The sequence below is a fragment of the Stutzerimonas chloritidismutans genome (genome assembly GCF_020783375.1).
Classification (GTDB): Bacteria; Pseudomonadota; Gammaproteobacteria; order Pseudomonadales; family Pseudomonadaceae; genus Stutzerimonas; species Stutzerimonas kunmingensis.
This window is the reverse complement of the sequence record NZ_CP086067.1, coordinates 3,551,791-3,578,240: the sequence shown is the minus strand read 5'-3', so window position 1 is coordinate 3,578,240 and position 26,450 is coordinate 3,551,791. Positions and strand designations below refer to the sequence as shown.

24 protein-coding genes are annotated in these 26,450 nt (G+C 66.0%); 16 read left to right on the top strand and 8 right to left on the bottom strand.

The annotated features are described in order from the left end of the window. Positions 1-9 precede the first annotated feature (9 nt). The 10 genes from LLJ08_RS16715 to LLJ08_RS16670 all read left to right on the top strand — a co-directional run bounded on the left by LLJ08_RS16715 (position 10) and on the right by LLJ08_RS16670 (position 13,081). Positions 10-468, top strand: coding sequence for a universal stress protein (locus tag LLJ08_RS16715; protein WP_011912084.1), 459 nt, complete (start codon positions 10-12; stop codon positions 466-468). Positions 469-482: 14 nt separating this feature from the next. Continuing rightward, on the top strand, positions 483-1,970 hold the full coding sequence (locus tag LLJ08_RS16710; RefSeq protein ID WP_102832080.1) for an MFS transporter: 1,488 nt from the start codon (positions 483-485) through the stop codon (positions 1,968-1,970). Between the two features lie 105 nt (positions 1,971-2,075). Further along, a complete protein-coding gene (locus LLJ08_RS16705; RefSeq protein ID WP_228207509.1) occupies positions 2,076-5,831 on the top strand; it encodes a nitrate reductase subunit alpha in 3,756 nt (1,251 codons plus the stop codon). A 10-nt stretch (positions 5,832-5,841) separates the two neighbouring features. Beyond that, positions 5,842-7,380 carry a nitrate reductase subunit beta gene (gene narH / locus LLJ08_RS16700; protein WP_015278195.1) on the top strand — a complete coding sequence of 513 codons (1,539 nt, stop codon included), beginning with the start codon at positions 5,842-5,844 and terminating at the stop codon, positions 7,378-7,380. 3 nt (positions 7,381-7,383) lie between these two features. Next, positions 7,384-8,139, top strand: a complete 756-nt coding sequence (gene narJ, locus LLJ08_RS16695) for a nitrate reductase molybdenum cofactor assembly chaperone (RefSeq protein WP_041014930.1) — start codon at positions 7,384-7,386, stop codon at positions 8,137-8,139. Then, the gene (narI, locus tag LLJ08_RS16690) at positions 8,132-8,923 is read left to right on the top strand and encodes a respiratory nitrate reductase subunit gamma (RefSeq protein WP_003281657.1); all 792 of its coding nucleotides are present in this window, start codon (positions 8,132-8,134) and stop codon (positions 8,921-8,923) included. Before narJ ends, narI begins: the two co-directional genes overlap by 8 nt. An 81-nt stretch (positions 8,924-9,004) precedes the next feature. Further along, a complete protein-coding gene (locus LLJ08_RS16685) occupies positions 9,005-9,964 on the top strand; it encodes a peptidylprolyl isomerase (protein WP_228207508.1) in 960 nt (319 codons plus the stop codon). Positions 9,965-10,072: 108 nt separating this feature from the next. Further along, on the top strand, positions 10,073-11,062 hold the full coding sequence (gene moaA / locus LLJ08_RS16680) for a GTP 3',8-cyclase MoaA (protein WP_041015009.1): 990 nt from the start codon (positions 10,073-10,075) through the stop codon (positions 11,060-11,062). A 244-nt stretch (positions 11,063-11,306) separates the two neighbouring features. Beyond that, positions 11,307-11,852, top strand: a complete 546-nt coding sequence (gene moaB, locus LLJ08_RS16675) for a molybdenum cofactor biosynthesis protein B (RefSeq protein WP_003281653.1) — start codon at positions 11,307-11,309, stop codon at positions 11,850-11,852. Continuing rightward, positions 11,849-13,081: a molybdopterin molybdotransferase MoeA gene (locus tag LLJ08_RS16670; protein ID WP_228207507.1), complete on the top strand. Its 1,233-nt coding sequence runs from the start codon at positions 11,849-11,851 to the stop codon at positions 13,079-13,081. The genes moaB and LLJ08_RS16670 overlap by 4 nt, the downstream gene beginning before the upstream one ends. Positions 13,082-13,136: 55 nt before the next feature. On the opposite strand, the gene LLJ08_RS16665 is transcribed toward LLJ08_RS16670, so the two are convergent. The 8 genes from LLJ08_RS16665 to LLJ08_RS16630 form a co-directional block, all read right to left on the bottom strand. Beyond that, complete coding sequence (locus LLJ08_RS16665) at positions 13,137-13,688, bottom strand: cytochrome b (protein ID WP_125898057.1); 552 nt, start codon at positions 13,686-13,688, stop codon at positions 13,137-13,139. A gap of 121 nt (positions 13,689-13,809) precedes the next feature. Then, positions 13,810-15,231 carry an ATP-binding protein gene (locus LLJ08_RS16660; RefSeq protein ID WP_014821504.1) on the bottom strand — a complete coding sequence of 474 codons (1,422 nt, stop codon included), beginning with the start codon at positions 15,229-15,231 and terminating at the stop codon, positions 13,810-13,812. Then, the gene (locus LLJ08_RS16655) at positions 15,225-15,884 is read right to left on the bottom strand and encodes a response regulator (protein WP_014821503.1); all 660 of its coding nucleotides are present in this window, start codon (positions 15,882-15,884) and stop codon (positions 15,225-15,227) included. Before LLJ08_RS16655 ends, LLJ08_RS16660 begins: the two co-directional genes overlap by 7 nt. 62 nt (positions 15,885-15,946) lie before the next feature. Continuing rightward, on the bottom strand, positions 15,947-16,597 hold the full coding sequence (locus tag LLJ08_RS16650) for a tetratricopeptide repeat protein (RefSeq protein ID WP_228207506.1): 651 nt from the start codon (positions 16,595-16,597) through the stop codon (positions 15,947-15,949). Then, positions 16,594-17,430 (bottom strand): SDR family oxidoreductase, encoded by an 837-nt coding sequence (locus LLJ08_RS16645; protein ID WP_228207505.1) that lies wholly within the window; start codon positions 17,428-17,430, stop codon positions 16,594-16,596. Before LLJ08_RS16645 ends, LLJ08_RS16650 begins: the two co-directional genes overlap by 4 nt. Next, positions 17,417-18,088, bottom strand: a complete 672-nt coding sequence (locus LLJ08_RS16640) for an iron-containing redox enzyme family protein (protein WP_228207504.1) — start codon at positions 18,086-18,088, stop codon at positions 17,417-17,419. The genes LLJ08_RS16645 and LLJ08_RS16640 overlap by 14 nt, the downstream gene beginning before the upstream one ends. A gap of 15 nt (positions 18,089-18,103) precedes the next feature. Beyond that, positions 18,104-19,549, bottom strand: coding sequence for an AMP-binding protein (locus tag LLJ08_RS16635; protein ID WP_228207503.1), 1,446 nt, complete (start codon positions 19,547-19,549; stop codon positions 18,104-18,106). Further along, positions 19,533-20,222: a thermostable hemolysin gene (locus LLJ08_RS16630; protein ID WP_044314928.1), complete on the bottom strand. Its 690-nt coding sequence runs from the start codon at positions 20,220-20,222 to the stop codon at positions 19,533-19,535. Before LLJ08_RS16630 ends, LLJ08_RS16635 begins: the two co-directional genes overlap by 17 nt. Before the next feature lie 192 nt (positions 20,223-20,414). Here LLJ08_RS16630 and LLJ08_RS16625 point away from each other — a divergent pair, with 192 nt between their 5' ends. The 6 genes from LLJ08_RS16625 to LLJ08_RS16600 all read left to right on the top strand — a co-directional run bounded on the left by LLJ08_RS16625 (position 20,415) and on the right by LLJ08_RS16600 (position 26,441). Continuing rightward, positions 20,415-21,098, top strand: a complete 684-nt coding sequence (locus tag LLJ08_RS16625; RefSeq protein ID WP_003302056.1) for a response regulator transcription factor — start codon at positions 20,415-20,417, stop codon at positions 21,096-21,098. Then, positions 21,088-22,365, top strand: coding sequence for a sensor histidine kinase (locus LLJ08_RS16620; RefSeq protein ID WP_042927757.1), 1,278 nt, complete (start codon positions 21,088-21,090; stop codon positions 22,363-22,365). Before LLJ08_RS16625 ends, LLJ08_RS16620 begins: the two co-directional genes overlap by 11 nt. 81 nt (positions 22,366-22,446) lie before the next feature. Further along, complete coding sequence (locus LLJ08_RS16615; protein ID WP_104097943.1) at positions 22,447-23,124, top strand: class I SAM-dependent methyltransferase; 678 nt, start codon at positions 22,447-22,449, stop codon at positions 23,122-23,124. A gap of 2 nt (positions 23,125-23,126) precedes the next feature. Continuing rightward, positions 23,127-23,846, top strand: a complete 720-nt coding sequence (locus tag LLJ08_RS16610; protein ID WP_228207502.1) for a lipopolysaccharide kinase InaA family protein — start codon at positions 23,127-23,129, stop codon at positions 23,844-23,846. A 13-nt stretch (positions 23,847-23,859) separates the two neighbouring features. Continuing rightward, the gene (locus tag LLJ08_RS16605) at positions 23,860-24,264 is read left to right on the top strand and encodes a diacylglycerol kinase (protein WP_228208954.1); all 405 of its coding nucleotides are present in this window, start codon (positions 23,860-23,862) and stop codon (positions 24,262-24,264) included. An 11-nt stretch (positions 24,265-24,275) separates the two neighbouring features. After that, the gene (locus tag LLJ08_RS16600; protein ID WP_228207501.1) at positions 24,276-26,441 is read left to right on the top strand and encodes an LTA synthase family protein; all 2,166 of its coding nucleotides are present in this window, start codon (positions 24,276-24,278) and stop codon (positions 26,439-26,441) included. Positions 26,442-26,450: the final 9 nt, after the last annotated feature.

The following is a 26,450-nucleotide window of genomic DNA, read 5'->3' as shown; positions in this document are numbered from 1 at the left end:
AGAGCCGCCATGAACATCATGATTGCCTACGACAACTCGCGTAACGCCAGGAAAGCCCTGGACGCCACCCTCGAGATGTTCGGTCCGCTGAAGCCGCTGATCATGCTGATCGGCGTGGTGGAAGAGACCCGCGACACCAGCGATTCGGCGGTCGAGCTGTACGAGCGCGAGCGTCGCGAATTCCAGGCCTTCCTGCAGGAGGCGGCGGCCAAGGTCAGCGCCTTCGGACTGGACGTCGACGTGATCCTCGCCGAAGGCGACGCCCGCAAGATGATTCTCAAGGCCGCCGAGCACAAGAAGCCCGACCTGCTGGTCATCGCGCGGCATTCCAACGAACCGGACGGCGGCTTCATCTCCCGCTCGCTGAATCTGCTGGTCGACGAGCTCGACTACATGACCTTCGGCAGCGTCAGCGCCTTCCTGGCCCGCCGGGCGCCTTGCCCGGTACTGATTCAAGCCTGCCCCTGAGTGAGGAGCTCAACATGAGAGTTTCTACGCTGTTCGAATGGAAGCGCCCCGAGATCCGGGCCCTGCATCTGACCTGGATCGCCTTCTATATCTGCTTCTTCGTCTGGTTCGGCATGGCGCCGCTGGCCTCGAGCATGCTGAAAAGCGTGAACTGGCTGACGCCCGAGGATCTCAAGCTGTTCGCCATCGCCAACGTGGCACTGACCATCCCGGCGCGCATCCTGGTCGGTATGGCGCTCGACCACTGGGGCCCGCGCCGGGTGTTTTCGGTGCTGCTGGTGGTGATGGCTGCGCCCGCGCTGTTCTTCGCCTTTGGTGACAGCCGCGTCCAGCTGCTGGTGTCGCGGCTGATCCTCAGCTCCATCGGCGCCAGCTTCGTGGTCGGCATCCACATGACCGCCATGTGGTTCAAACCCAAGGACATCGGTTTCGCCGAAGGCTTTTACGCTGGTTGGGGCAACTTCGGTTCCGCGGCTGCCGCCATGAGCCTGCCGGCCATCGCCATCCATGCCTTCGGTGGCCCGGAAGGCTGGCGCTGGGCGATCGCCAGCTCGGCGATCATCATGGCCATCTACGGCGTCTACTACTGGTTCGCGCTCACCGACGGCCCGGCCGGCACCATTCACCGCAAGCCGCACAAGGCCAGCGCGCTGGAGGTCAGCACCTGGGCCGACATGATCAAGCTGATCATCTGGACCATTCCCATGGTCGGCGTGCTCGGCATCCTGGTCTGGCGCATCGAGAAGCTGGGTTATCTCGGTTCCACCGGCGCGCTGATCAGCTATGCGGTGATCGCGCTGGTGGTGATCTTCCAGGTGGTGCAGATCCTGCGGGTCAACGTGCCGATCCTGAAGAAGGGCGTGCCGGAAGACGACAAGTATCCCTTCAACACCGTGGCCGCGCTGAACTCCACCTACTTCGCCAACTTCGGTGCGGAGCTGGCGGTGGTATCAATGCTGCCGATGTTCTTCGAGCTGACCTGGGGCCTGACCCCGACCACGGCGGGCATCATCGCCGCCTCCTTCGCCTTCGTGAACCTGGTGGCGCGGCCCATGGGCGGGCTGGTCTCCGACCGCTTCGGCAACCGCCGCTTCGTCATGCTCGCCTACATGCTCGGCATCGCCGTCGGCTTCTTCCTGATGGGGCTGATGAACGCGTCCTGGCCGCTGATCGTCGCCGTCGCCATCACCGTGGCCTGCTCGATGTTCGTCCAGGGTGCCGAGGGCGCGACCTTCGGGATCATCCCCTCGATCAAGCGCCGGGTTACCGGGCAGATATCCGGCATGGCCGGGGCCTACGGCAACGTCGGCGCCGTCTGCTACCTGACCCTCTACACCTTCGTGACCCCCTCGCAGTTCTTCATGGTGATTGCCGCCGGTGCGTTCGTCAGCTTCGGGCTCTGCCTGCTCTGGCTGAAGGAGCCCGAGGGGGCGTTCTCCGACGAGTACTACGTATCCAGCGTCGATCGCGAGTTGGAGGCCCGCCAGAAGCTCGCGTCCTGACGTTGCACCGAACGAATGCGCCAGCCACCTCGGCTGGCGCAAGCCGAGATTGATAAGCCGACCGGTCGGGCCAGTGGTTCGCAACCGGAGTGAGGAGAGAAACCAATGAGCCACTTGCTCGATCAACTGCGCTTCTTCAACAGGAAGCAAGGCGAATTCGCCGATGGTCATGGCGAAACCCGCATCGAATCCCGCGACTGGGAGAACGTCTACCGCTCGCGCTGGCAGTACGACAAGATCGTGCGTTCCACCCACGGGGTGAACTGCACCGGTTCGTGCTCCTGGAAGATCTACGTGAAGAACGGCCTGATCACCTGGGAAACCCAGCAGACCGACTACCCGCGTACCCGCAACGACCTGCCCAACCACGAGCCGCGCGGCTGCCCGCGTGGCGCCAGCTACAGCTGGTACATCTACAGCGCCAACCGCCTGAAGTACCCCAAGGTGCGCAAGCCGCTGCTGAAACTGTGGCGTGAAGCGCGGCGCAACATGAGCCCGGTGGACGCCTGGGCCAGCATCGTCGAGGACAAGGCCAAGGCCGAGTCCTACAAGAGCAAGCGCGGCATGGGCGGCTTCATCCGTTCCAGCTGGGAAGAAGTCAACGAGATCATCGCCGCCGCCAACGTCTACACCGTCAAGCAGTACGGTCCGGACCGCGTGGTCGGCTTCTCGCCGATCCCGGCCATGTCGATGGTTTCCTACGCGGCCGGTAGCCGCTACCTGTCGCTGATCGGTGGCGTGTGCCTGAGCTTCTACGACTGGTACTGCGACCTGCCGCCGGCCTCGCCACAGGTGTGGGGCGAGCAGACCGACGTGCCGGAATCGGCCGACTGGTACAACTCCAACTACATCATCGCCTGGGGCTCCAACGTCCCGCAGACCCGTACCCCGGACGCGCACTTCTTCACCGAGGTCCGCTACAAGGGCACCAAGACCGTCGCCATCACCCCGGACTACGCCGAAGTCGCCAAGCTCACCGACCTCTGGCTCAACCCCAAGCAGGGCACCGACGCCGCGCTGGCCCAGGCCTTCGCCCACGTCATCTTCAAGGAATTCCACCTCGAAAAGCCGAGCGCCTACTTCCGCGACTACGCCAAGCGCTACACCGACCTGCCGGTGCTGGTGCGCCTGAACGAGAAGGACGGCATCTACACCGCCGACCGCTTCCTGCGCGCGTCCGATCTGGCCGACAACCTCGGCCAGGAAAACAACCCCGAGTGGAAGACCATCGCTGTCGACGGCAGCACCGGCGAGCTGGTTTCGCCGCTGGGTTCGATCGGTTACCGCTGGGGCGAGAAGGGCAAGTGGAACATCGAAGCCCGCGAAGGCAAGGACGGCCGTGACGTCGACCTGAGCCTGACCCAGATCGATGGCGGCGAAACTGCCGAAGTTGCCTTCCCGTACTTCGGCGGCATCCTCCACGAGCACTTCCAGCACGCCGAAGGCGAGAGCATCCAGCTGCGCCGCGTGCCGGTACGCAGCATCACCCTGGCCGATGGCAGCACCACCAAGGTCGCCACCGTGTTCGACCTGATGGCCGCCAACCTCGGTATCGACCGTGGTCTGGGTGGCGCCAACGTCGCTTCCAGCTACGACGACGCCAGCGTGCCCGGCACCCCGGCCTGGCAGGAAGTCATCACCGGCGTGTCCCGCGAGAAGGCGATCCAGATCGCCCGTGAATTCGCCGACAACGCCGACAAGACCCATGGCCGCTCCATGATCATCGTCGGTGCGGCGATGAACCACTGGTACCACATGGACATGAACTACCGCGGCCTGATCAACATGCTGATGTTGTGCGGTTGCGTAGGGCAGACCGGTGGCGGCTGGGCGCACTACGTGGGTCAGGAAAAACTGCGTCCGCAGTGCGGCTGGCTGCCACTGGCCTTCGGCCTCGACTGGCACCGTCCGCCACGCCAGATGAACGGCACCAGCTTCTTCTACAACCACAGCTCGCAGTGGCGCCACGAGAAGATGAGCATTCACGAAGTGCTCTCGCCGCTGGCCGACAAGTCGCAGTTCCCCGAGCACATGCTCGACTACAACATCCGCGCCGAACGCGCCGGCTGGCTGCCGAGCGCGCCGCAGCTCAACCGCAACCCGCTGCAGATCTGCCGTGAAGCCGAAGCCGCCGGTATTTCGCCGGTCGACTACGTCACCCAGTCGCTCAAGAACGGCTCGCTGAAGTTCGCCTGTGAGCAGCCGGACAACCCGGATAACTTCCCGCGCAACATGTTCATCTGGCGCTCCAACCTGCTGGGCAGCTCGGGCAAGGGCCACGAGTACATGCTCAAGTACCTGCTGGGCACCAAGAACGGCGTGATGAACGAGGACCTCGGCAAGCGCGACGGCTTCAAGCCGCTCGAGGCCGAATGGCAGGACGACGGCGCGATCGGCAAGCTCGACCTGGTCACCACCCTCGACTTCCGCATGTCCTCGACCTGCGTGTACTCCGACATCGTTCTGCCGACCGCGACCTGGTACGAGAAGGACGACATGAACACCTCGGACATGCACCCCTTCATTCACCCGTTGTCGGCAGCCATCGACCCGGCCTGGGAAGCGCGTTCGGACTGGGAAATCTACAAGGGCATCGCCAAGTCTTTCTCGAAGATGGCCGAAGGTCATCTGGGCGTGGAGAAGGATCTGGTCACCGTGCCGCTGCTGCACGACAGCCCCGGCGAACTGGCCCAGCCGTTCGGCGGCACCGACTGGAAAACCGCTGGCGTCGATCCGCAGCCGGGCAAGAACTGCCCGAACATGACCGTGGTCGAGCGCGACTATCCGGCGACCTACAAGAAGTTCAGCTCCCTCGGCCCGCTGCTCGACAAGCTCGGCAACGGCGGCAAGGGCATCAACTGGAACACCCAGGATGAAGTCGATTTCCTCGGCGAGCTGAACTACAAGGTCCGCGACGAGGGCGTCAGCCAAGGGCGTCCGCAGATCGAGTCGGCCATCGACGCGGCCGAGGTCATCCTCAGCCTGGCGCCGGAAACCAATGGTCACGTTGCCGTGAAGGCCTGGGCCGCGTTGTCGGAATTCACCGGCCGCGACCACAGCCACCTGGCGCTGCCGAAGGAGCACGAGGCGATTCGCTTCCGTGACATCCAGGCGCAGCCGCGCAAGATCATCTCCAGCCCGACCTGGTCAGGCCTGGAAGACGAGCATGTGTCGTACAACGCCGGCTACACCAACGTCCACGAGTTCATCCCGTGGCGCACCATCACCGGCCGCCAGCAGTTCTTCCAGGATCACCCCTGGATGCAGGCCTTCGGTGAGCAGCTGATGAGCTACCGGCCGCCGATCAACACCCGCACCATCGATTACGTGAAGGGCAAGAAGAGCAACGGCAATACCGAGATCGTCCTCAACTGGATCACCCCGCACCAGAAGTGGGGTATCCACAGCACCTACTCGGACAACCTGATCATGCTCACCCTGAGCCGTGGCGGCCCGATTGTGTGGATGTCCGAAGTCGATGCCAAGAAGGCCGGCATCGAGGACAACGACTGGATCGAGTGCTTCAACGCCAACGGCGCCCTGACTGCCCGTGCGGTGGTCAGCCAGCGCGTGATGGAAGGCATGGTGATGATGTACCACGCCCAGGAACGCATCGTGAACGTGCCCGGCAGCGAGACCACCAAGACCCGCGGCGGCCACCACAACTCGGTGACCCGCGTGGTGCTCAAGCCCACCCACATGATCGGCGGCTACGCCCAGCAGGCGTACGGCTTCAACTACTACGGCACCGTGGGTTGCAACCGCGACGAGTTCGTCGTGGTACGCAAGATGGCCAAGGTCGACTGGCTCGACGGCCCGAACGGCAATGACCTGCCGCAACCCCTGCCGCAAGACATCTGAGGAATAGGCCATGAAGATTCGTTCACAAGTTGGCATGGTCCTGAACCTGGACAAGTGCATCGGCTGCCACACCTGCTCGATCACCTGCAAGAACGTCTGGACCAGCCGCGAAGGCATGGAATACGCCTGGTTCAACAACGTCGAAACCAAGCCTGGCATCGGCTACCCGAAAGAGTGGGAGAACCAGGACAAGTGGAAGGGCGGCTGGGTGCGCAATGGCGACGGCACCATCAACCCGCGCATCGGTGGCAAGTTCCGCGTGCTGGCGAACATCTTCGCCAACCCGGACCTGCCAACCATCGATGACTACTACGAGCCGTTCGACTTCGACTACCAGAATCTGCACACCGCGCCGATCTCCGATCACCAGCCGGTTGCACGTCCGCGCTCGCTGATCTCCGGTCAGCGCATGGAGAAGATCGAGTGGGGCCCGAACTGGGAAGAAATTCTCGGTACCGAGTTCGCCAAGCGTCGCAAGGACAAGAACTTCGACAAGATCCAGGCGGACATCTACGGGCAGTACGAAAACACCTTCATGATGTACCTGCCGCGCCTGTGCGAGCACTGCCTGAACCCGACCTGCGCCGCGTCCTGCCCGAGCGGTGCGATCTACAAGCGCGAGGAGGACGGCATCGTCCTCATCGACCAGGAGAAGTGCCGCGGCTGGCGCATGTGCATCAGCGGCTGCCCGTACAAGAAGATCTACTTCAACTGGAAGAGCGGCAAATCCGAGAAGTGCATCTTCTGCTTCCCGCGCATCGAGGCCGGCATGCCGACCGTCTGCGCCGAGACCTGCGTGGGCCGCATCCGCTACCTCGGCGTGCTGCTGTACGACGCCGACCGCATCCATGAAGTGGCCAGCACCGTCAACGAGCAGGACCTGTACGCCAAGCAGCTCGAGATCTTCCTCGATCCGTTCGATCCGAAGGTCATCGAGCAGGCGCTCAACGACGGCGTACCGATGTCGGTGATCGAAGCCGCGCAGAAGTCGCCGGTCTACAAGATGGCGGTGGACTGGAAGCTGGCGCTGCCGCTGCACCCGGAATACCGCACGCTGCCGATGGTGTGGTACGTGCCGCCGCTGTCGCCGATCCAGAACGCCGCCAGCGCCGGACACGTCAGCATGGACGGCGTACTGCCGGACGTCGACAGCCTGCGCATCCCGCTGCGTTACCTGGCCAACTTGCTCACTGCAGGCGACGAGGAGCCGGTCAAGCTGGCGCTCAAGCGCATGCTCGCCATGCGTGCCTACAAGCGTGCCGAGCAGGTCGATGGAGTGCAGGACCTCAAGGTGCTGGAGAGCGTGGGTCTGTCGGTGGCCCAGGTGGAGGACATGTACCGCTACCTGGCCATTGCCAACTACGAAGACCGCTACGTGATCCCGACCGCGCACCGCGAAGAGGCCATGAGCGACGCCTTCGCCGAGCGTTCCGGTTGCGGCTTCAGCTTCGGCAGCGGCTGCTCGGGCGCCTCGGACACCAACATGTTTGGCGCGAAGAAGGCCAACCGCCGCGACATCATCAAGACCGTCCAGCTGTGGGAGGACTGAGCCATGCGCATCCTTAAAGTGATATCCCTGCTGCTGGACTACCCCGACCAGCACCTGCGCGACGGCCATGCCGAACTGGCCCAGGCCATCGGCGCGGCCCGCGAGATCAGCCCGGAGCAGCGCATCGCGCTGCGCCGCCTGCTCGACGAGCTGACCGAAGACGACCTGATGGACGTGCAGGAGCGTTACACCGACCTGTTCGACCGCGGTCGTTCACTGTCGCTGCTCCTGTTCGAACACGTGCATGGCGAGTCCCGCGACCGCGGCCAGGCCATGGTCGACCTGATGGCGCAGTACACCGAGGCCGGTTTCGACATCGGTGTACGCGAGCTGCCGGACTACATCCCGCTGTACCTCGAATACCTCGCCACCCGCGACGACCTCGAGGCCCGCGAGGGGCTGGCCGACGTGTCGCACCTGCTGGCCCTGCTGGCGGCGCGTCTGCAGGAACGCGAAAGCCCGCATGCCGCGTGCTTCCGTGCGCTGCTGCAGATCGCCGGCGAGCCGGTGCAGGAAACCCTGGCCGGCCTGCAGGAGCAGGTCGCCGCCGAGGAACGCGACGACTCGCTGGAAGCGCTGGACAAGATCTGGGAGGAGGAACAGGTCAACTTCCTCCAGGCCGAGCAGCAGGATCGCTGCCCATCCATGCCGAGCGGCCCGGGCAAGGCTCGCGAGGAAAGCCCGGTGCCGCTGCACTGGACCGATTTCAAGCATGACGGGCAGGCCGCCGCGCTCGCCCAGGAGGTGCGCAATGTCTAACTTCAATTTCCTGCTGTTCGGGGTCTACCCCTACATCGCGCTGGCCATCTGCCTGATCGGCAGCTGGGCGCGCTTCGACCTGTCGCAGTACAGCTGGAAGGCCGGTTCCAGCCAGATGCTGTCGAACAACCGCATGCGCCTGGCGAGCAACCTGTTCCACGTCGGCATCATCTTCATCCTGGCCGGTCACTTCGTCGGCCTGCTGATGCCCGAGGCGCTGTACCACTCGTTCATCACCAGCGGCCAGAAGCAGATCGTGGCGATGGTGTCCGGCGGCTTCTTCGGCATCCTCTGCCTGATCGGCCTGGTGATGCTGATCCATCGTCGTCTGACCGACGCTCGTGTGCGTGCCACGTCCAACACCAGCGATATCATGATCCTCTTCGTGCTGCTGGCGCAGCTGGTGCTGGGGCTGCTGACCATCGTCGCCTCCACTGGCCACCTGGACGGCTCGGTGATGGTGTTGCTGGGCACCTGGGCGCAGAGCCTGGTCACCCTGCAGCCGGTCAAGGCCGCAGGCGCCATCGAGTCGGTCAGCGTGATCTACAAGCTGCACGTGTTCCTCGGTATGACCCTGTTCGTGCTGTTCCCCTTCACCCGCCTGGTGCACATCGTCAGTGCGCCGGTGTGGTACCTGGGCCGGCGCTACCAGATCGTCCGCCAGAAGGGCGTCAAGCCAAGCGTGCCGCGCCCGCAGCGTCCACGCACCTACGAAGCCCCGGCACGCGAAACCGCCGTGCCGACCGCTGTGCCTGCCACGGCAAAGAGCAAGACCCCGGTATGACCCTCGCCGGCTGACGCCCCGTGCGTCAGCCGTCCTGGCCGATCGGATCGAAGGTTCAAGCGTCTTATCGAGGTAATCATCATGGGTTGTGGATGCGGTGGTAGCACAGGTGGAAGCGGCGGCTGCGGTGGCGGCGCGCGTCCGGAAATCGAAGTGCCGGTAGATGCCCCTCTGTTCGAGGAGCTGCCGCACGAGGAAGACAGCGACCCGGCTGCCGAGCAAGCGTCCGGTGAACCGCTGCTGATTGCCAGCAGCGAACAGGAATGGCCACGGGTGCGGGTCAATGGGGTGGCGATTGCCTCTCAGGCCATCGCTCAGGAATTGCAGTACCACCCGGCGGAAAGCCGCGAAGAGGCCGTCTACCTGGCGACCCAGGCGCTGGTGTTGCGCGAGCTGCTGCAGCAGCGCATCGGTGAACTGGGGCTGGTGGTGCGTGCCGAGGCTGGCGAAAGCGAGGAAGAGGCGGCCACCCGCACGCTGATCGAGCAGGAAGTGCCGCTACCGCTGGCCGACGAGGCTGCCTGCCAGCAGTACTACAGCGGCAATCAGCAGCGCTTCTTCAGCGCGCCGTTGCTGGCCGCGCGGCACATTCTGCTGGCCTGCCCGGCGGATGATGCCGAGGCGCGCAGCCTGGCTCGCGAACAGGCGCTGCAGTTGATCGGCCAACTGCAGGCCGCCCCGCAACGCTTCGCCGAGCTGGCGCTGCAGCATTCGGCCTGCCCGTCGAAAGCACAGGGCGGTGCGCTGGGCCAGATCAGCAAGGGCCAGACGGTGCCGGAGTTCGAGCGCCAGCTGTTCCGTCTGCCGGTAGGCCTGTGCCAGCAACCGCTGGAGAGCCGCTACGGCTACCATCTGGTGTTCGTCGACCAGCGCATCGAAGGCGAGCAGCTGCCCTACGAGGTGGTCGCCGGTTCGATTCGTGCCGAGCTCAACCAGCGTGTCTGGCAGATTGGCGTCAGCCAGTACCTGCAGAACCTGGTGGGTGCGGCGAACATCGAAGGCATCCTCATGCAGGGCGCCGAAACGCCACTGATGCAATAACGGCGGCTTGGCTCTACGTCGCGTGGATGACGCTTCACCCATCCACCGAGCAGGGCCATGGTGGATGACAAACGTCATCCACCCTACGAGGCTTCAGAGGTGTTATCGATGACTCAATTACGCGATGCCCACAACCGCCAGATCGACTACCTGCGCATGTCGGTGACCGACCGTTGCGACTTCCGCTGCGTCTACTGCATGGCCGAGGACATGACCTTCCTGCCGCGCCAGCAGGTGCTCGGTCTGGAGGAGTTGGAGCGCATCGCGCGCATCTTCGTCGGCCTGGGGGTGAAGAAGATTCGCCTCACCGGTGGCGAGCCGCTGGTACGCCAGGGCATCGTCGGTCTCTGCGAGCGCATCGCGGCCTTGCCCGGCCTGCGCGAACTGGTGATGACCACCAATGGCTCGCAGCTGGTCAAGCTTGCAGCACCGCTGGCGCGCGCCGGGGTCAAGCGGCTGAACATCAGCCTGGATAGCCTGGATGCCGCCAAATTCCACGCCATCACCCGCACCGGTCAGCTGCAGCAGGTGCTCGACGGCATCGACGCGGCGCGCGATGCCGGCTTCGAGCGGATCAAGCTCAATGCCGTGGTAATGAAGGGCCGCAACGCCGAGGAAGTCGCCGACCTGGTGGACTTCGCCATCGCCGGTGGGCTGGACCTGAGCTTCATCGAGGAAATGCCGCTGGGCGACGTCGGTCGTTCGCGCGGCGAGAGTTTCTGCTCCAGTGACGAGGTCAAGGCGCTGATCGCTGAGCGCCATGCGCTGATCGATTCGGCCGAGCAGAGTGGCGGCCCGGCGCGTTACGTGCGCCTGCCTGAGCATCCGCAGACGCGCATTGGCTTCATCTCACCGCATTCCCACAACTTTTGCGCCACCTGCAACCGCGTGCGGCTGACGGTGGAAGGGCGCCTGCTGCTGTGCCTCGGCCACGAGAACTCCATCGACCTGCGTGCGTTGCTGCGCCGCCATCCGACCAGCGACCAGCCGGTGATCGACGCTATTCACGCCGCGCTGCAGCGCAAACCGCTGCGCCATGAATTCTCCAGCAGCGGCGAGGTCCAGGTGTTGCGCTTCATGAATGCCAGTGGCGGTTGAGGCGGGCACTGGTATGGGCTACGAGTCAACCGCCTAATTCGCTACCATCGACCGGCATCGCCGGTTTGACCCACGTGCCCAGCTGCCGCAGCCGGGCCTTGTCGCAGAGCCAGGTCGCACAATCGCCTGCAGCGTTGTCAGACCTCATGGCACCCACGCCGCGCGGACATACCTCCAATGGGGAATGGGTTCGCGCACGGCACGGGTGCAGCCTGCGCACACATCTTCAAGGGAGTTTCGAGCCATGGCTCACCTGTCCAACAGCGAATTCCAGCCCCTGAGCATTGCGGTGCTCACGGTGAGCGATACCCGCAACATCGATTCCGATACCTCCGGCCAGGCGCTGATCGACGGCCTGCAGAGCGCCGGCCACACCCTGGCCGAGCGGGCCATCGTCAAAGACGACGTCTGGCAGATCCGCGCCCGCGTCTGCAGCTGGATCGCCAGCGAAAACGTGCAGGTGGTGCTGATCACCGGGGGTACCGGTTTCACCGCCCGCGACAACACTCCGCAGGCGGTGCAGCCGCTGCTGGACAAAGATGTCGACGGCTTCGGCGAGCTGTTCCGCTACGTTTCACTGGGCGAGATCGGCACCTCCACCGTGCAGTCCCGCGCGCTGGCCGGCATGAGCAACGGCACGCTGGTCTGCTGTCTGCCCGGTTCGACCAATGCGTGCCGCACCGCCTGGAACAAGATCCTCGTCGAGCAGCTGGACAGCCGTACCAAGCCGTGCAATTTCGTGCCGCACCTCAAGGCTAGCGCGGTCGAATACTGCGGGCCCCGCTCATGAGCGCCTGTGGCTGCGACACCAGTGGCCTGAAGCCGGTCGATGAGGCCATTGCCGAACTGCTGGCGCGGGTGCCGGCGCTGCCGCCGGTCGAACATGTGGCGTTGCCCGATGCCCTTGGTCGGGTGCTGGCGGAATCGCTCGACGCGCCCTTCCCGGTGCCGGCCTGGGACAACAGCGCGATGGACGGCTACGCGCTGTGTGCCGCCGATCTGCCGGCCGAAGGTGGCTGGCTACTGCTGGCCGGGCGCATCGCTGCCGGTGATGCTGCCGACCAGCAACTGCCTGCCGGTCATGCCGTGCGCATCTTCACCGGCGCGCCGCTGCCGCCGGGCGCCGACACCGTGGTGGCGCAGGAGGATTGCCAGATCGAGGCCGATCGCGTGCATTTCCCCGGTGTCGCCCAGGGCGCCCATGTGCGTCGTCAGGGCGAGGAACTACAGGCTGGCGCCCCCGTGCTGCAGGCCGGCAAGCGCCTGCGCCCGCAGGAGATCGGCCTGCTGGCGAGCTTCGGCGTTGCCCGCGTGGCGGTCTATCGGCGCCTGCGCATCGGTTTGCTCTCCAGCGGCAACGAACTGCGCGAACCCGGCGAGCCACTGGCACCGGGGCAGATCTACAACTCCAACCGCTACTGCCTGCTCAGCGTGCTGCGCAGCCTCGGAATGGAGGTGCACGACTACGAAATTCTCGTCGACGAACTGGCCGCCAGCCGTGACGCCCTGGCGCTGGCCGCCTCCGAATGGGACATGCTGATCACCTCCGGTGGCGTCTCGGTCGGCGAGGAAGATCACCTCAAGCAGGCCATTCGCGAGCTGGGCGAGCTGCACATGTGGCGCCTGGCGATCCAACCGGGCAAGCCGCTGGCCTTTGGCGAGGTCAATGGCAAACCGTGGATCGGCCTGCCCGGCAATCCGGCTGCGGCGCTGATCACCTCGCTGGTGGTGGCGCGGCCGTTCCTGCTCAGTGCCCAGGGTTGCACCGAGGTGCTGCCCAAGCCGCTGCGCTTGACCGCCGGCTTCGCCTGGCGCAAGCCGAACAACCGTCGCCAGTACCTGCGCGCGCGGCTGGAACAGGTCGATGGCGAGATGCGCGTGTGCCTGCATCCGCGTCAGGGCTCAGCGATGCTGACCTCGGCGAGCTGGGCCGAAGGCCTGGCCATCGTCGAACGCAACCGCACGCTGGAAGAGGGTGAAAGCGTCGAATACCTGCCGTTCAGCGAACTGCTCGGCTGACCCATGAAAACGCCCGGTCGATGGTGAGTCGACCGGGCGTTGTCGTGTTTGCGCGTCAGGCCTGGTGGCGCTGCGGCAGCATGCGCAACAGGGTGCCGTCGCGGCGCACGTATTGGTGGAACAAGGCCGCCGCCGCGTGCAGGCCGATCAGCCAGTAGCCGGCTACCGCCAGCGTTTCATGCAGCTCCTTGAACTCGCCGGCCAGCTCCTTGTTGGCGCCGATCAGCGCCGGCAGCTCAAGGCCGAAGAAGGGAATCGGCTTGTCCGCCGCGCTCAGGGTCAGCCAGCCGAGCAGCGGCAGGCCAATCATCAGGCCGTACAGCGCCAGGTGCATCAGCTTGGCCAGCGCACGTTCCCAGCCGGCCCCGGCGACCGCTTTGGGTGCGGGATGCAGCCAGCGTGCAACCAAGCGCAGCCAGACCAGTGCAAACACCGTCAGGCCGAGCATGAAATGCCAGTGCTTGAGCAGTTCGCGCGGTTCACTGCCCTTGGCGAAATTGCCCTTGAGTTCGATGGTCGCGTAGACCGCTGCGATCAACAGCAGCATCAGCCAGTGCAGGGTGATGCTCAGGCGACCGTAGCGTGCCAGAGGGTTCGATGCAGTCATTTCACACACTCCGAGTAGGGGAATGTCGGCAGTCTAGGGCGCCAGCCTTAAGCGAACCTTAGCGAATGCCCGTTGCGCCTGCGGCGGGCGGTCGCGGCAGCTCGCCGCTGGTCGGTCTGGGCTAGTGGTGTGGCTGGCGGGGCAGGTGCACGGCGACCTGCAGCCCGCCGAGCGGTGAGTCCGCCAGTTCGATGGTCGCGCCGTGCAGTTCGGCGATGCGCGCGACGATGGCTAGGCCGAGCCCCGCGCCCTGGCCGTCGCCCTGGCGGTAGAAGCGCTCGAACAGTTTGTCGCGCTGCGCTGCCGGCACGCCCGGACCGCTGTCATCCACGCGCAGGCTGACGCCGTTTTCCATGGTCTGGAGGCTGACCTGAATCTGCCCGCCATCGGGCGTGTACTGCAGGGCATTACCGACCAGATTCTGCAGCAGCGTGGCGAGCGCGGCGGCATCGCCGGGAAGCCGGTGATCGGCCACGTCGTCAGCTTCCAGCGTCAGTTCCTGATCGCGCGCCAGGGCCAGCGGCGTCAGCTCGGCGAGGCATTCGCGGCACAGCGGCAGCAGGTCCAGCTGCTGTGGATGCCGCGGCTGCGCATTGGGTTCCAGGCGAGCGAGCGTGAGCAGCTGGGTGACCACGCGGGTGGTGCGATCGACGCCGGTCAGCAGCTGCTGCAGCGCTGCTTCACGGTCCTCCGGTTGCTCGGCCTGTTGCGCGTTCTGCGCATGGATGCGCAGTACGGCCAGCGGGGTGCGCAGCTCGTGGGCGGCGTCGGCGATGAAGCGTTTTTCCCGCTCGACCAGTTGATTGACCTGCTGCAGCAGGCGATTCAGCGAGGCGGCCACCGGCTCCAGCTCCTGCGGCAGCGGCGCCAGCAGCAGCGGCGCGAGGTTGTCCGGGGCGCGAGTCTTCAGAAGCTGCGCCATGTGCGCCAGCGGCCGCAGACCCCAGCCCACCGCCAGCCAGATCAGCAGCGCCAGCAGCGGCAGGCCGATGAGGTCGGGCAGCAGGCTGCGCCGGGCGATCTTGCCGACCAGCTCGCCGCGCACGTCGCCGCGCTCGCTGAGCAGAATCCACAGATCGTCCTCGCGGTCGTGCAGCAGGAACAGCCGCCAGGCATGGCCGTCGAGCTGCACGTCGTGATAGCCGCCGCTCAGATGGCTGAAGGGTGAGGCGGAGTCGGCGCCGGCCAGCCGCTGCAAGGCGCCGTGCGGCGCGCCGGCTGACTGCAACAGGCTGCTGCCATCCGTGGCGTAGACCTGAAAGCCCAGCTTGGTTTCGTAGTCGTGCCCCGGCACGCCCTGATCGCGCCGCGCATTCACCGCGGCGTCCAGCGCCTGCTGCAGCGCATTGCGGGCCTGCGGATTCATGTCGCGCATCACCAGCCCCTGCACCAGTCGAGCACTGTGCGCCAGCTGGGCGTCGAACAGTTCCTCGATCTCGTGGCGGGCGTCGCGATAACTGCGCCAGGAGATCAGGCTCAGCGACAGCAGCAGGATGCCGAGCACCAGCACCAGGGTGCGGTTGCGGATAGAGCGCCTCAGCATTTGTCCACCAGATAGCCGACCCCACGCACGGTGCGGATCAGTTCGGGGAAGAATTTCTTGCGCAGGTGATGGATATGCACCTCCAGCGCGTTGCTCTCGACTTCCTCGTCCCAGCCGTAGAGCACCTGCTGCAGCCGATCGCGGGTCAGCACGCGGCCGGGCTGGGCGATCAGCTCGTGCAGCAGGACGAACTCCTTGCGCGGCAGGTTGATCGGGGTGCCCTGGTAGCTGACCTGCTGATTGACCGGGTCGAGCAGGATGCCGCGGTACTCCAGTACCGGCTCAGGGCGATTGAAGCTGCGCCGGAGCAGAGCGCGCAGGCGGGCCTTGAGTTCGGCGACGTCGAACGGCTTGACCAGGTAGTCGTCGGCGCCGGCATCCAGCCCGGCGATGCGGTCGCTGGTGGCATCGCGCGCGGTGAGTACCAGCACCGGGATCGGGTTGGCGCTGGCGCGCAGGCGCTTGAGCACTTCCAGACCGTCCATACGCGGCAGACCGAGGTCGAGGATGGCCAGCTCGAAGCTCTCGTGGCTCAGCGCATGCAGCGCGCTGGCGCCGTCCTGCAGCCAGTCCACCGTGTAGCCCTCGGGCTTGAGTGCGGTGCGGATGCCCTCGCCGAGGGCGCGATCGTCTTCCACCAGCAGAATGCGCATGTCGTTCCTGTCGTCCTGAAGGGTTCGCGGCATTGCTGTGCATTCAACGCCGCCGCACCCGGTTATTCCAGCTTTTCCTTGACCTGCGCGAGCAGCGCGCGGGCTTCGTCGCGGCGACCGGCATCGGCGACTTCACGACCCGCGCGGTCGGGCGCGGCGAGGGCCTTTTCCAGCGCCGCGCGCGCTTCCCCGTAGCGTTTCTGACGCAGCAGGAAATCACCGTAGAAGTAGTTCGGGTCGATGCCGTTCGGGTTCAGCGCCAGCGCCTGCTTGAACAGCGCCTCGGCCTTGTCCTCGTCACCGAAACCGATCGGCCAGCCGGGCACCTGGTAGTAGAGGCTGGCGAGGCTGGTGTAGGCCGAGCCATCCAGCGCCTGCGGATCAAGTTCGATGGCTTTTTCCAGTTCGGCTTTAGCTTGCTTGACCAAACCCAGCGCGCCGAGCCCGCCCTTGGCGCCGGCCCAGGTGCTGAGCACAATGCCGTGCCAGATGTGCAGTTCGGCGGCCTGCGGTTCGCCGACCACCGCGCTTTCGGCTTCCGAAGCGAGCCGGGCGAAGGCCGCTTCGCGCTGTGCGGCGGGCAGCTGGTAGTTGATCTCCGCCCAGCGGGTCTGGATCTGCTGCAGCGACGATTCGCCGGCCGGGCTGAGGGCGAAGGAGGGTTGGCTGGCCAGGGCCAGCATCAGGGCGCAGAGGCCGAGCAGACGCATCATGGGTGTTCTCCGGTTGAGTTGGGCTGGGGTGTGGGTGGTTGCGGCTGTTCGGCGCCGGCGAAGCGCTTGATCACCGGCAACTGTTTGCGTAAGGCCTGGTCGACCAGCCGCGGCAGCAGCCCGTTGAGGCGCACGAAGAGTTTTTCGGGCCAGCCGAGGTAGAGCTCCTCTCGCTCGGCGGCGATGGCGCGGACGATCTGCCGTGCGACTTCTTGCGGATCGTCCATCTCCACCTGCAGCTCGTTGTTCATCGCCACCACATCGTCGCTGTTCATGGTCGTACGGGTGGCGCGCGGGGCGATGTAGAGCACCTTGACGTGACTGTCGGCCAGCTCGCGGCGCAGCGCCTCGGAAAAACCGCGCAGGGCGAACTTGCTCGCGCAGTAGGCGGCGAAACCCGGGTAGCCGATGGAGCCGAAGGTTGAACCGAGATTGACCAGCAGCGCCTGCGGTTGCTGGCGCAGCAGCGGCAGCAGCAGGTGGGTCAGCTGCAGTGTGGCGGTGACGTTGACGCCGATCAGGCGGGCGATGGCATCCTCGTCCTGCTGTTCGAGCAGGCTGAACTGGTTGATCCCGGCGGCATTGATCACGCAGTTGAGGCCGCCGAAACGCCGCGCGGCATCGAGCACCGTATGCCGGCCGCTGCGCTGGGTGAGGTCGGCGCAGACCAGGCTGACCTGCCCCGGATAGCGGCGCGTCAGCGCTTCCAGGGCAAGACTGTCGCGTCCCACCAGCAACAGCCGTGCGCCGTTCGCGCAGAGCCGCTCGACCAGCACCTGGCCGATGCCGCCGCTGGCGCCGGTCAGCAGGATTCGCGCGTCACGCAGTTGCATGGTCGTGCTCCGGCGCGCTCAGGCTGCGGAAGATGTCGCCGTAGAGGCGGTAGACGACGCGCGCGGTGTGCACCACGGCGGCCTTGTCGGCATCGTTTTCGAGGCGGTTCATCAGCTTCTTGAAGAACTCGATGTGCTCCAGGTCCAGGCTGCCATGCGAGGTCAGGTAGCTGAACGCCTTGGCCGGCAGCTCGAGCTTGTCCTGCAGCACGCCGGCTGCCTGGGTCGCCAAGGCGATGCTGGTGCCTTCCAGCACGTTGACCATGCCGAAGAAGCTCGCCGGATTGTGCCGCGCGATGCGGTCGTAGACGTAGGCGACCATCAGCTCGGTGGGCAGTGCCGGCTGGCCGTGGCGCACCGCCTCGGCATCGCCGCCACAGGCGCGGATGTCGTTGAGGATCCATTCCTGATGGCCGATTTCTTCCTCGATGTATTCGGCGATCGCCTCGCGCAGCCACTCCAGGCGCTCCGGCAGGCGTGCGCCGCAGGCCATCAACAGCGGCACGGTGTGCTTGACGTGGTGGTAGGCCTGAGTCAGGAAGGCGATGTACTGCGCGCGGGTCGCGGTGCCGGCGAGCGCGGCGTGGATGATCGGCGCGCCAAGCAGGTATTCGCGCTCGGCATTGGTCTGGTGTTGCAGCTGGTCGAAGAAATCCATGATGAACCTCGAAAGTCAGGACGGAAGGGCGTTGATCGCCGATTGGTAATGGTTGAAGAGGGCGTCGCGACGCAGCCGGCCGTTGGCGGTGACCAGGCCGTTGCTGGCGGTGAAGGGCTCGGCGGCGCGCAGCCAGTGGTGCACGCGGGCGTAGTCCGGCAAGCCGGCGTTGACCCGCTCGACTGCCGCCCGCAGCTCGGCGTCGCTACAATCGCCGCGTCTGGGCACCAGCACGGCGGCGTTCTGTGCCAGTGCCTCGCCATGCAGCCAGGCCTGGGCGATGGGGGCCTGCTGCACCAGCTCCGCCTCGACCCATTCCGGGTTGACGTTGCGCCCGTAGGCGGTGACGAACTGGTGCTTCTTGCGCCCGTGCAGGACCAGGAAACCGTCCTCGAAATGGCCGAGATCGCCAGTCGCCAACCACTCGCCAGCGAGCGCCGGCTCACCGAGGTAGCCGAGCATGTGCGGGCCGCGCACCAGTACCTCGCCATCGGCGGCCAAGCGCAGCTCGACGTGCGCCAGCACCCGGCCGACCGTGCCGATGCGCCGCGCCTCGGGTGTGTTCAGGCAGACCACCGAGGCGCATTCGGACAGGCCGTAGCCCTCGAACACCGGTAGTCCGAGCCGCTCGGCGCGCTCCAGCAGCTGCGACGCGACGCGGCCGCCACCGACCGCGACGAAGCGCAGCGACGCTGGCAATGGCACGCCCTGTTCGGCGGCGCTGACCAGCGCCAGCAACAGCTGCGGCAGCAGGATCAGGCTGTGCGGCTGGCTCGCCTGCAGCGTGGCCAGCAAACGTTGCAGCTCGAAGCCCGCCGCGCCGCTGAAGCCGATCTCCGCCAGCGGCCGCAGCTCGACCCGTGCACCGGCCAGCAGCGGCGCATAGAGCCCGGCGATGTTCTCCAGCAGGGTCGCCAGCGGCAGCACGCAGAGATGCTGGCGCACATCACACGGCAGGCTGGCCTGCCGCAGGCTCTCGGCCACCGCCAGCTGCGCCTCGGCATCCAGGCAGACGCCCTTGGGCTGGCCGGTAGTGCCGGAGGTGTAGGTGATCTTCAGCGTGCCGGCCGGTACCGGCGCTGCGGCATCCGGCTGGCGCTGCAGCAGGCCATTGGCGGTCTGCTGGAAGCCGCAGCGCTCGCTGAGCGGGCTGGCGGTGCCGATCAGGCAGTCGATGCCGGCGTGCTGCAGCACGTGCTCCTGCTGCGCCGCGGAAAAGAATCCCGGCAGCGGCACGCAGACCAGCCCGGCGCGCAGCAGGGCCAGGTCCCACAGCGCCCACTCCAGACCGTTATCCAGCGCCAGGGCGACGCGCTGCACGCCGAGCCGTTGCAGATGGCTGGCGCGCGCGGCCACCTCATGGCGCAGTTCGGCGTAGCTCAGTTGGCGCGGCCCTTCGCTCAGCGCGATGCCGGCGTGCTGGTCGAGCGTCGTCCAGAAGCGTTCAGCTGCAGGCTGCATGGGGCGCCTCCGCGGTGTCGAACAGCGGCTGATAGCCGAGCCGCGCATAAAGGCCAAGCTGCAGCAGGCGCTGGTGGCCGGGCAGGATCTCGCCGGCCATCAGCTGCGGCCGGCAGGCGTAGTAGCTGCCCCAGTCGGCCAGCTCCTCGCCCATGCGCGCCGGATCGGCCAGACCCAGCGGCAGCGGGTCGAGCGCCAGGCGCTGGAAGCTGTTAAGCAGTGCCGGCGTGCCGGTGAACACCACCCAGCGAAAGCCCTGAGCGACCAGCAGATCGGTCAGCGCGACGATCAGCAGGCGCGCCGAGGCATTGCCAAAGGCGGCGAGGTTGCCGACCTCGACGATCTCCTCGCGCGGCACCGTACGCCCATGGCGCTGGCTCACGGCCTGCTCGATGGGCTCGTCCAGATAGCGTTCGAGAAACAGCGGCCGGCGCCGGGCGCTGCGCAGGCCGACCGCGCCATGCACCTCGCCATTGTCGCCATGCAGGCCGAGCAGGCAGGGCATGAAATGACGCACCTGCGCCTGATAGTGCTCGGCGAAACGCTGGCGGATGAAGTCTTCCAGCGCTGTGCGCCGCTCGCCTGCATCGGCCTGCGCCAGTTGCAGGCAGAGCGACGGCTCGCGGCCAATGCGTGCCAGTACATCGGTGTGATCGACCCAGGGCAGTTCCATCGGGGAACCTCGGTTAGAAGCCTGGGCCGGATTGTTGGGGCGCAAACTTAAGGCAGTCTTAAGCCGCACAGGGCTAAATGCGGGGCTGGCTAGGCGACGTTTTTTTCACATCGTCTCGGCTATGTTCTGCGCCGCGCGCAGGCGTAATAAGCAGCGTCTGCCGTTCCGAAACTTCTAGCGAGTACCCCAGCGATGCGCATCCTGGTCATCGAAGATAACCGTGACATTCTCGCCAACGTGCTGGACTACCTCGAGCTCAAGGGCTACGTGGTCGACTGCGCGCAGGATGGCCTCAGCGGTCTGCACCTGGCCGCCACCCAGGACTACGACCTGATCGTGCTGGACCTGATGCTGCCGGGCATCGACGGGCTGCAGGTGTGCAAGCGCCTGCGCGACGATGCCGGGCGCGATACGCCGATCATCATGCTCACCGCTCGCGATGCGCTGCCTGACCGCATCAAGGGGCTGCAGGCCGGTGCCGACGACTATCTGATCAAGCCCTTCGCGCTGTCCGAGCTGGTTGCCCGTATCGAGGCGATCCTGCGTCGCTGCCAGGGATCGCGGCGCCGGCAGCTGCAGGTGGCCGATCTCTGCTACGACCTGGACACCCTGGAAGCCAGTCGTGGTGGCCAGCCGATTCGCCTCAACCCTATCGGCCACAAGCTGCTGGCGATCCTCATGCAGCGCAGCCCGGCGGTGGTGCGCCGCGAAGCGCTGGAAGATGCCGTCTGGGGTGATCACGTGCCGGACAGCGATGCGTTGCGCAGCCATATCCACCAGTTGCGCCAGGTGCTCGACAAGCCGTTCGCCAAGCCATTGCTGCATACCGTGCACGGCCTTGGCTTCCGCCTGGCGGAGGACTGCGATGCTCGCTAAGCAGCCGCTGGCGCGGCGGATCGTCATCGCCTTCACGCTGATGACGCTGGTGGTGAGCGGTGCGTTCGCCCTCGGCATCGTCGGCGTCGTGCACTTCATCGAAGAGCAGCTGGTCACCGAGGAGCTGAGTCGCGACCTGGACATCGTGCTTAACGAGGACCTGCCAAAGGGACGGACACCGCAGCTGGATACCAGCACCCACTTCTTCGCCTCGCATCTGCCCGAGCACCCGATGCCAAAAGCGTTTGCCGGGCTCGGCGAGGGGTTCACCGAGCTGGTTCGCGGTGACGATGCCTACTACGTCTATGTGCGTAATGTCGGCGCTGACCGCTACGTGCTGGTGCAGGAGCAGCACGAGTTCGAGGCCCGTGAGGATGCGCTGTTCAACGTCGTGCTGGCCGGCTTTCTGCTCAGCGTGCTCGGCGCCTGGGCGCTGGGGCGGCTGATGGCCAACCGAGTGTTGGCACCGGTCAGCCGCCTGGCCAACCAGGTGCGCCACCGCGACCAGCTGCATCCGCTGGCGCCGCCGCTGGCCCTGCAGTATCCCGACGACGAGGTCGGCCATCTGGCGGCGGCGTTCGACAGCACCCTCGGCCAGCTGCGCCAGACCCTGGAGCGCGAGCGGCTGTTCACCGCCGATGTCAGCCACGAACTGCGCACCCCGTTGATGGTGGTGCTCGGCGCCTGCGAGCTGCTCGAGCAGCAGGCCGAGCTGTCGCCAGCCGCGCAGCGACCGCTGGCGCGCATCCAGCGCGCCGCGCGGGAAATGCACGAGCTGGTGGAAACCTTCCTGATGCTGGCGCGGGCGCGTCCGCAACAGACGTCCTTGGCCGGCGACGCCAGCTTGCGGAGCGTGGCGACCGAGCAGAGCGAGCGCTGGGCACCGTTGCTGGCGGAGAAGGGCCTGGCCTTCGAGCTGCTGGAGGAGGGCGAGGACCGCGGCGTCTACAACCACACCCTGCTCGGCACTGTGATGTCCAACCTGCTGCGCAACGCACTGCATTACACCGACCGCGGCACGGTGCGGCTGATCCTCGACGAAGGTGGCTTTCGCGTCGAGGACAGCGGCGTGGGCATTCCCCTGGCGGAGCAGGAGCGCATGTTCCAGCCGTTCGTGCGGGGTGCCGAGGGGCGCGGCGAAGGGCTGGGGCTGGGGTTGTCGCTGGTCAAGCGGATCTGCGCGCACCAGGGCTGGCAGGTAGGTGTGGTGCCGCGGCAACCGCAGGGCAGCTGCTTTCAGGTGCGCTTTCATGACGGCGCTGTTTGACGTTTTTTTCACATCCCGTTGACGGGCCCTTGATGTCTGCCTGGTTAGTTTGGCGTTCCGTTTCCAACCGGAATGCCCGCCATGACCACATCGAGCCCTATCGAACTGGAGTTCTCGCGCAAGTACGATCGCCAGCACGCCTACGAATACCTGCACAAGCATCAGGACGGCCTGGCCCGGCGGCTGTCGCACTGGCGTGACGAGCAGATGGCGCGCCGCGCGCTGAAGATCGCCGGCGATCCTGATCTGGTGCTGGACCTGCCGTGCGGCGCCGGGCGCTTCTGGCCGCTGCTGGCCGAGCACCCAAGCCGGATGATCTTTGCCGCCGACAACTCGGCCGACATGCTGGCGATCGCCGAAGGCTCGCAGTCGCGGGAAATCCTTTATCGGGTCGAGAGCTTCCAGACCTCTGCCTTCGCCATCGACATGGGTGATAACGCGGTAGACAACATCTTCTGCATGCGCCTACTGCACCACATCGCCGACCCGGCGCACCGGCTGGCGATGCTGCGTGAGTTCCACCGCGTCACCCGTGACACGCTGATCGTCTCGCTGTGGGTCGATGGCAACTACAAGGCCTGGAAGCGCAAGCGCCTGGAGCGTCGCCGGCCGGCAAAGGACAACCAGAACCGCTTCGTCGTCGCGCGCTCGGTGATCGAGAAGGAATTCGCCGAGGCCGGCTTCGACATCCTCGACCGTAATGACTTTCTCCCGGGCTACGCCATGTGGCGGGTCTACGTGCTGCGCAAGCGGGGCTGAACATGAGCCGACCACTCGTACTGCCGGCCCGCGAAGCGCGTACCAGCACCTTCCCGCGCTGGTGGAACACCCAGGGCGAATGGGTCGAGGAACCCAACCAGCGCCGCGCCGGCGAAAGCGGTGTGCAACGGATAAGGCTGCGCGATCCGCAGCAGCCGCTGCTGTACTGCAAACGGCAGATTGGCCACCTGTATCGCTCGCTGCTGCATCCGTTCGGCCGGCCCACGGTGCTGCGCGAACTGCAGGCGCTGCAAGCATTCGGCCGACTCGGCGTGCGGGTGCCGGAACTGGTCTACTGCGGCACGCGGCAGCAGGCCGGGCAGTGGCAGGCGCTGCTGGTGACGGCGGAGCTGGAAGGCTTCGTCAGCCTGGAGGACTGGTATCAACAGGCCCTGAGCGAGCGCTTCGGTCCGGCGGTACAGGAACGCATGCTGACAGCGGTCGGGATCACCCTCGCGCGCATCCACCAGGCGCGCTGGCAGCACGGCTGCTGCTATCCCAAGCACATCTTCCTCAAGGTTCACGGCGAAGGTGACGCGGCCAGCGTCGAGGTCGCCCTGCTCGATCTGGAAAAGAGCCGTCGCCGGCTACGTCGTAGCGCCGCGGCACGGCATGACCTGCGCCAACTCAAGCGTCATCGCCAGAGCATGCCGGAGCACGACTGGCAACGCCTGCTGACTGCCCACGGCACGTTCAGCCAGATGCGCTGCGATGTCATCTAAGTCGGCCCGCGTGATGAGCGATGACGCGGCAAGCGTTGACGTGCCGGTTGGTGGTGCGGTCATGAAAGGGCGCAGCGGGCTGGCGCGCATCTGGTATGCCGCCGGCTACTCCGCCGCCGGCCTCAAGGCCGCCTGTCGGTGCGAGGCAGCGTTTCGCCAGTTGGTGCTGCTGAACCTGCTGCTGATTCCGCTGGCCTTCCTGCTCGACGTCAGCCGCGTCGAGCGCGCCGTGCTGATTGCCGTGGTGTTTCTCGGCCTGATCGTCGAACTGCTCAACTCGGCCATCGAGGCGACGGTCGACCGCATCTCTTTCGAACAGCATCCGCTCGCCAAACAGGCCAAGGACATGGGCAGCGCCGCGCAATTGTTGGCGCTGTGCCTGATCGGTCTGGTCTGGGCGGTGATCCTCATCCCCTGAAGGACGTACCCATGCTTTCCTCTTTGCGACGCTCTGCTCGAGAGCGCCCGGCGTCCGGCTTCAATGGCCTGGCCGCGCACCTGCGCTTCACGTTCGCCAGTGCGCTGGCCCTGCTGGCGCTGTTTGCGCTGCTGCGGCTGGGCTTGCTGCTGTTCAACCGCGAGCTGATCGGCAGTACACCGCTGGCCAGCTTCGTCGAGGCGTTCGGCAACGGCCTGCGCTTCGACCTGCGGCTGACGGTGTACATCCTGCTGCCACTGCTGCTCGGCGTGCTGAGCATGCGAGTGATGGCCGCCCGGGGCCTGCTGCGGCTTTGGTTGAGTGTGTGTGCCAGCCTGACGATCCTGCTCGGGCTGATCGAGCTGAACTTCTATCGCGAGTTCCATCAGCGCCTCAACAGTCTGGTGTTCCAGTATCTGCAGGAAGATCCGGCCACCGTGCTGAGCATGCTCTGGCATGGTTTCCCGGTACTGCAGCTGCTGGCGAGCTGGGGCGTGGCGAGCGCGGCGATGTACGTCCTGTTCGGCTGGCTGGAGCGGCTGACCCGTGGCGCGCCGACTGTGTGCGAGACCGGTGCGAGCCGCCGTGGCTCGGCCTGGTATACCCGTGCGGCGGTATTCGGCGTGCTGATACTGGTCTGCGTGGTGGCTGCCCGCGGCACGCTGCGCCAGGGACCGCCACTGCGTTGGGGCGATGCCTTTACCACCGAGTCGATGTTCGCCAATCACCTCGGCCTGAACGCGACACTGTCGCTGTATGACGCGGCGAAGAACCGCTTTTCCAGCCACCGCGACAACAGCTGGAAGGCGACGCTGCCGGCCGAGCAGGCGCAGGCGATCACCCGCGAGCTGCTACTGACCGGCAACGATCAACTGGTGGATGCCGAGCTGGCGCCGGTACGCCGTGATTTCCAGCCGCCGGTGGACGGCCAGCTGCCGGTGCGCAACGTGGTGGTGATCCTGATGGAAAGCTTCGCCGGACGCTTCGTCGGCGCGCTGGGCAGCGGGGAAGGCATCACGCCGAATTTTGACCGCCTGGCCGGCGAGGGGCTGCTGTTCGAGCGCTTCTTCGCCAACGGCACCCACACCCACCAGGGCATGTTCGCCAGCATGGCCTGCTTCCCCAACCTGCCGGGCTTCGAGTACCTGATGCAGACGCCGGAGGGTGGCAACCGCTTCTCCGGCCTGCCGCAACTGCTCAGCGCGCGGGCGTTCAACGACCTCTACGTCTACAACGGTGATTTCGCCTGGGACAACCAGTCCGGATTTTTCAGCAATCAGGGCATGACGCGCTTCATCGGCCGCGGCGACTACGTCGACCCGGTGGTGGCCGATCCGACCTGGGGCGTTTCCGATCAGGACATGTTCGCCCGCGCTGCCGAGGAGCTAGCGCAGCTTGACCGCAGCAAACCGTTCTATGCGCTGTTGCAGACGCTGTCCAATCACACGCCCTATGCGCTGCCGGAGCAGTTGCCGATTGCCGCCGTCGAGGGGCATGGCGCGCTGGATCAGCACCTGACCGCGATGCGCTATTCGGACTGGGCGCTGGGCCGGTTCTTCGATCAGGTGCGTGACGAGCCCTGGTTCAAGCAGACGCTGTTCGTGGTAGTCGGTGATCACGGCTTCGGGGTGCCGGAGGAGGTGACCGAGATGGACCTGTTCCGCTTCAACGTACCGCTGCTGCTGATCGCGCCGGGTATCAGCGAGCGCTTCGGCAGCCGCCGTGATGTAGTGGGTACCCAGGTCGACGTGGTGCCGACGATCATGGGCCGCCTCGGCGGTGAGGTTCGACACCAGTGCTGGGGTCGCGATCTGCTCAGCCTGGCGGCGGATGATCCGGGCTTCGGCATCATCAAACCCTCGGGCAGTGATCAGACGGTGGCGATGATTCGCGGTGACCGCGTGCTGGTACAGCCCAAGGAGCAAGCGGCGCGCCTGTATCGCTATCGCCTGGGGGCCAACCCGCAGGGCGAACGCCTCGCGCCGGATGCCGAGGCAGCGCAGTTGCAGCGCCAGCTCGAAGCCTACCTGCAGACCGCGACTGCCAGCCTGCTGGCCAACCGCAGCGGTGATCGCGAGCGCGAGGCCGCGCCGGGCGGCGTACCGCTGGCCAGTGCGGTCGCGCCGGCAGAGCCGTCCAAGACGCCGAGCCAGGTGCGTAAGGCGAGCGAAGGCTGAGATTCAGCG

Coding starts and splice junctions, on each gene's coding strand:
- LLJ08_RS16715 (WP_011912084.1), top strand. CDS start 10: ATGAACATCATGATTGCCTACGACAACTCGCGTAACGCCAGGAAAGCC.
- LLJ08_RS16710 (WP_102832080.1), top strand. CDS start 483: ATGAGAGTTTCTACGCTGTTCGAATGGAAGCGCCCCGAGATCCGGGCC.
- LLJ08_RS16705 (WP_228207509.1), top strand. CDS start 2,076: ATGAGCCACTTGCTCGATCAACTGCGCTTCTTCAACAGGAAGCAAGGC.
- narH (WP_015278195.1), top strand. CDS start 5,842: ATGAAGATTCGTTCACAAGTTGGCATGGTCCTGAACCTGGACAAGTGC.
- narJ (WP_041014930.1), top strand. CDS start 7,384: ATGCGCATCCTTAAAGTGATATCCCTGCTGCTGGACTACCCCGACCAG.
- narI (WP_003281657.1), top strand. CDS start 8,132: ATGTCTAACTTCAATTTCCTGCTGTTCGGGGTCTACCCCTACATCGCG.
- LLJ08_RS16685 (WP_228207508.1), top strand. CDS start 9,005: ATGGGTTGTGGATGCGGTGGTAGCACAGGTGGAAGCGGCGGCTGCGGT.
- moaA (WP_041015009.1), top strand. CDS start 10,073: ATGACTCAATTACGCGATGCCCACAACCGCCAGATCGACTACCTGCGC.
- moaB (WP_003281653.1), top strand. CDS start 11,307: ATGGCTCACCTGTCCAACAGCGAATTCCAGCCCCTGAGCATTGCGGTG.
- LLJ08_RS16670 (WP_228207507.1), top strand. CDS start 11,849: ATGAGCGCCTGTGGCTGCGACACCAGTGGCCTGAAGCCGGTCGATGAG.
- LLJ08_RS16665 (WP_125898057.1), bottom strand. CDS start 13,688: ATGACTGCATCGAACCCTCTGGCACGCTACGGTCGCCTGAGCATCACC.
- LLJ08_RS16660 (WP_014821504.1), bottom strand. CDS start 15,231: ATGCTGAGGCGCTCTATCCGCAACCGCACCCTGGTGCTGGTGCTCGGC.
- LLJ08_RS16655 (WP_014821503.1), bottom strand. CDS start 15,884: ATGCGCATTCTGCTGGTGGAAGACGATCGCGCCCTCGGCGAGGGCATC.
- LLJ08_RS16650 (WP_228207506.1), bottom strand. CDS start 16,597: ATGATGCGTCTGCTCGGCCTCTGCGCCCTGATGCTGGCCCTGGCCAGC.
- LLJ08_RS16645 (WP_228207505.1), bottom strand. CDS start 17,430: ATGCAACTGCGTGACGCGCGAATCCTGCTGACCGGCGCCAGCGGCGGC.
- LLJ08_RS16640 (WP_228207504.1), bottom strand. CDS start 18,088: ATGGATTTCTTCGACCAGCTGCAACACCAGACCAATGCCGAGCGCGAA.
- LLJ08_RS16635 (WP_228207503.1), bottom strand. CDS start 19,549: ATGCAGCCTGCAGCTGAACGCTTCTGGACGACGCTCGACCAGCACGCC.
- LLJ08_RS16630 (WP_044314928.1), bottom strand. CDS start 20,222: ATGGAACTGCCCTGGGTCGATCACACCGATGTACTGGCACGCATTGGC.
- LLJ08_RS16625 (WP_003302056.1), top strand. CDS start 20,415: ATGCGCATCCTGGTCATCGAAGATAACCGTGACATTCTCGCCAACGTG.
- LLJ08_RS16620 (WP_042927757.1), top strand. CDS start 21,088: ATGCTCGCTAAGCAGCCGCTGGCGCGGCGGATCGTCATCGCCTTCACG.
- LLJ08_RS16615 (WP_104097943.1), top strand. CDS start 22,447: ATGACCACATCGAGCCCTATCGAACTGGAGTTCTCGCGCAAGTACGAT.
- LLJ08_RS16610 (WP_228207502.1), top strand. CDS start 23,127: ATGAGCCGACCACTCGTACTGCCGGCCCGCGAAGCGCGTACCAGCACC.
- LLJ08_RS16605 (WP_228208954.1), top strand. CDS start 23,860: ATGAGCGATGACGCGGCAAGCGTTGACGTGCCGGTTGGTGGTGCGGTC.
- LLJ08_RS16600 (WP_228207501.1), top strand. CDS start 24,276: ATGCTTTCCTCTTTGCGACGCTCTGCTCGAGAGCGCCCGGCGTCCGGC.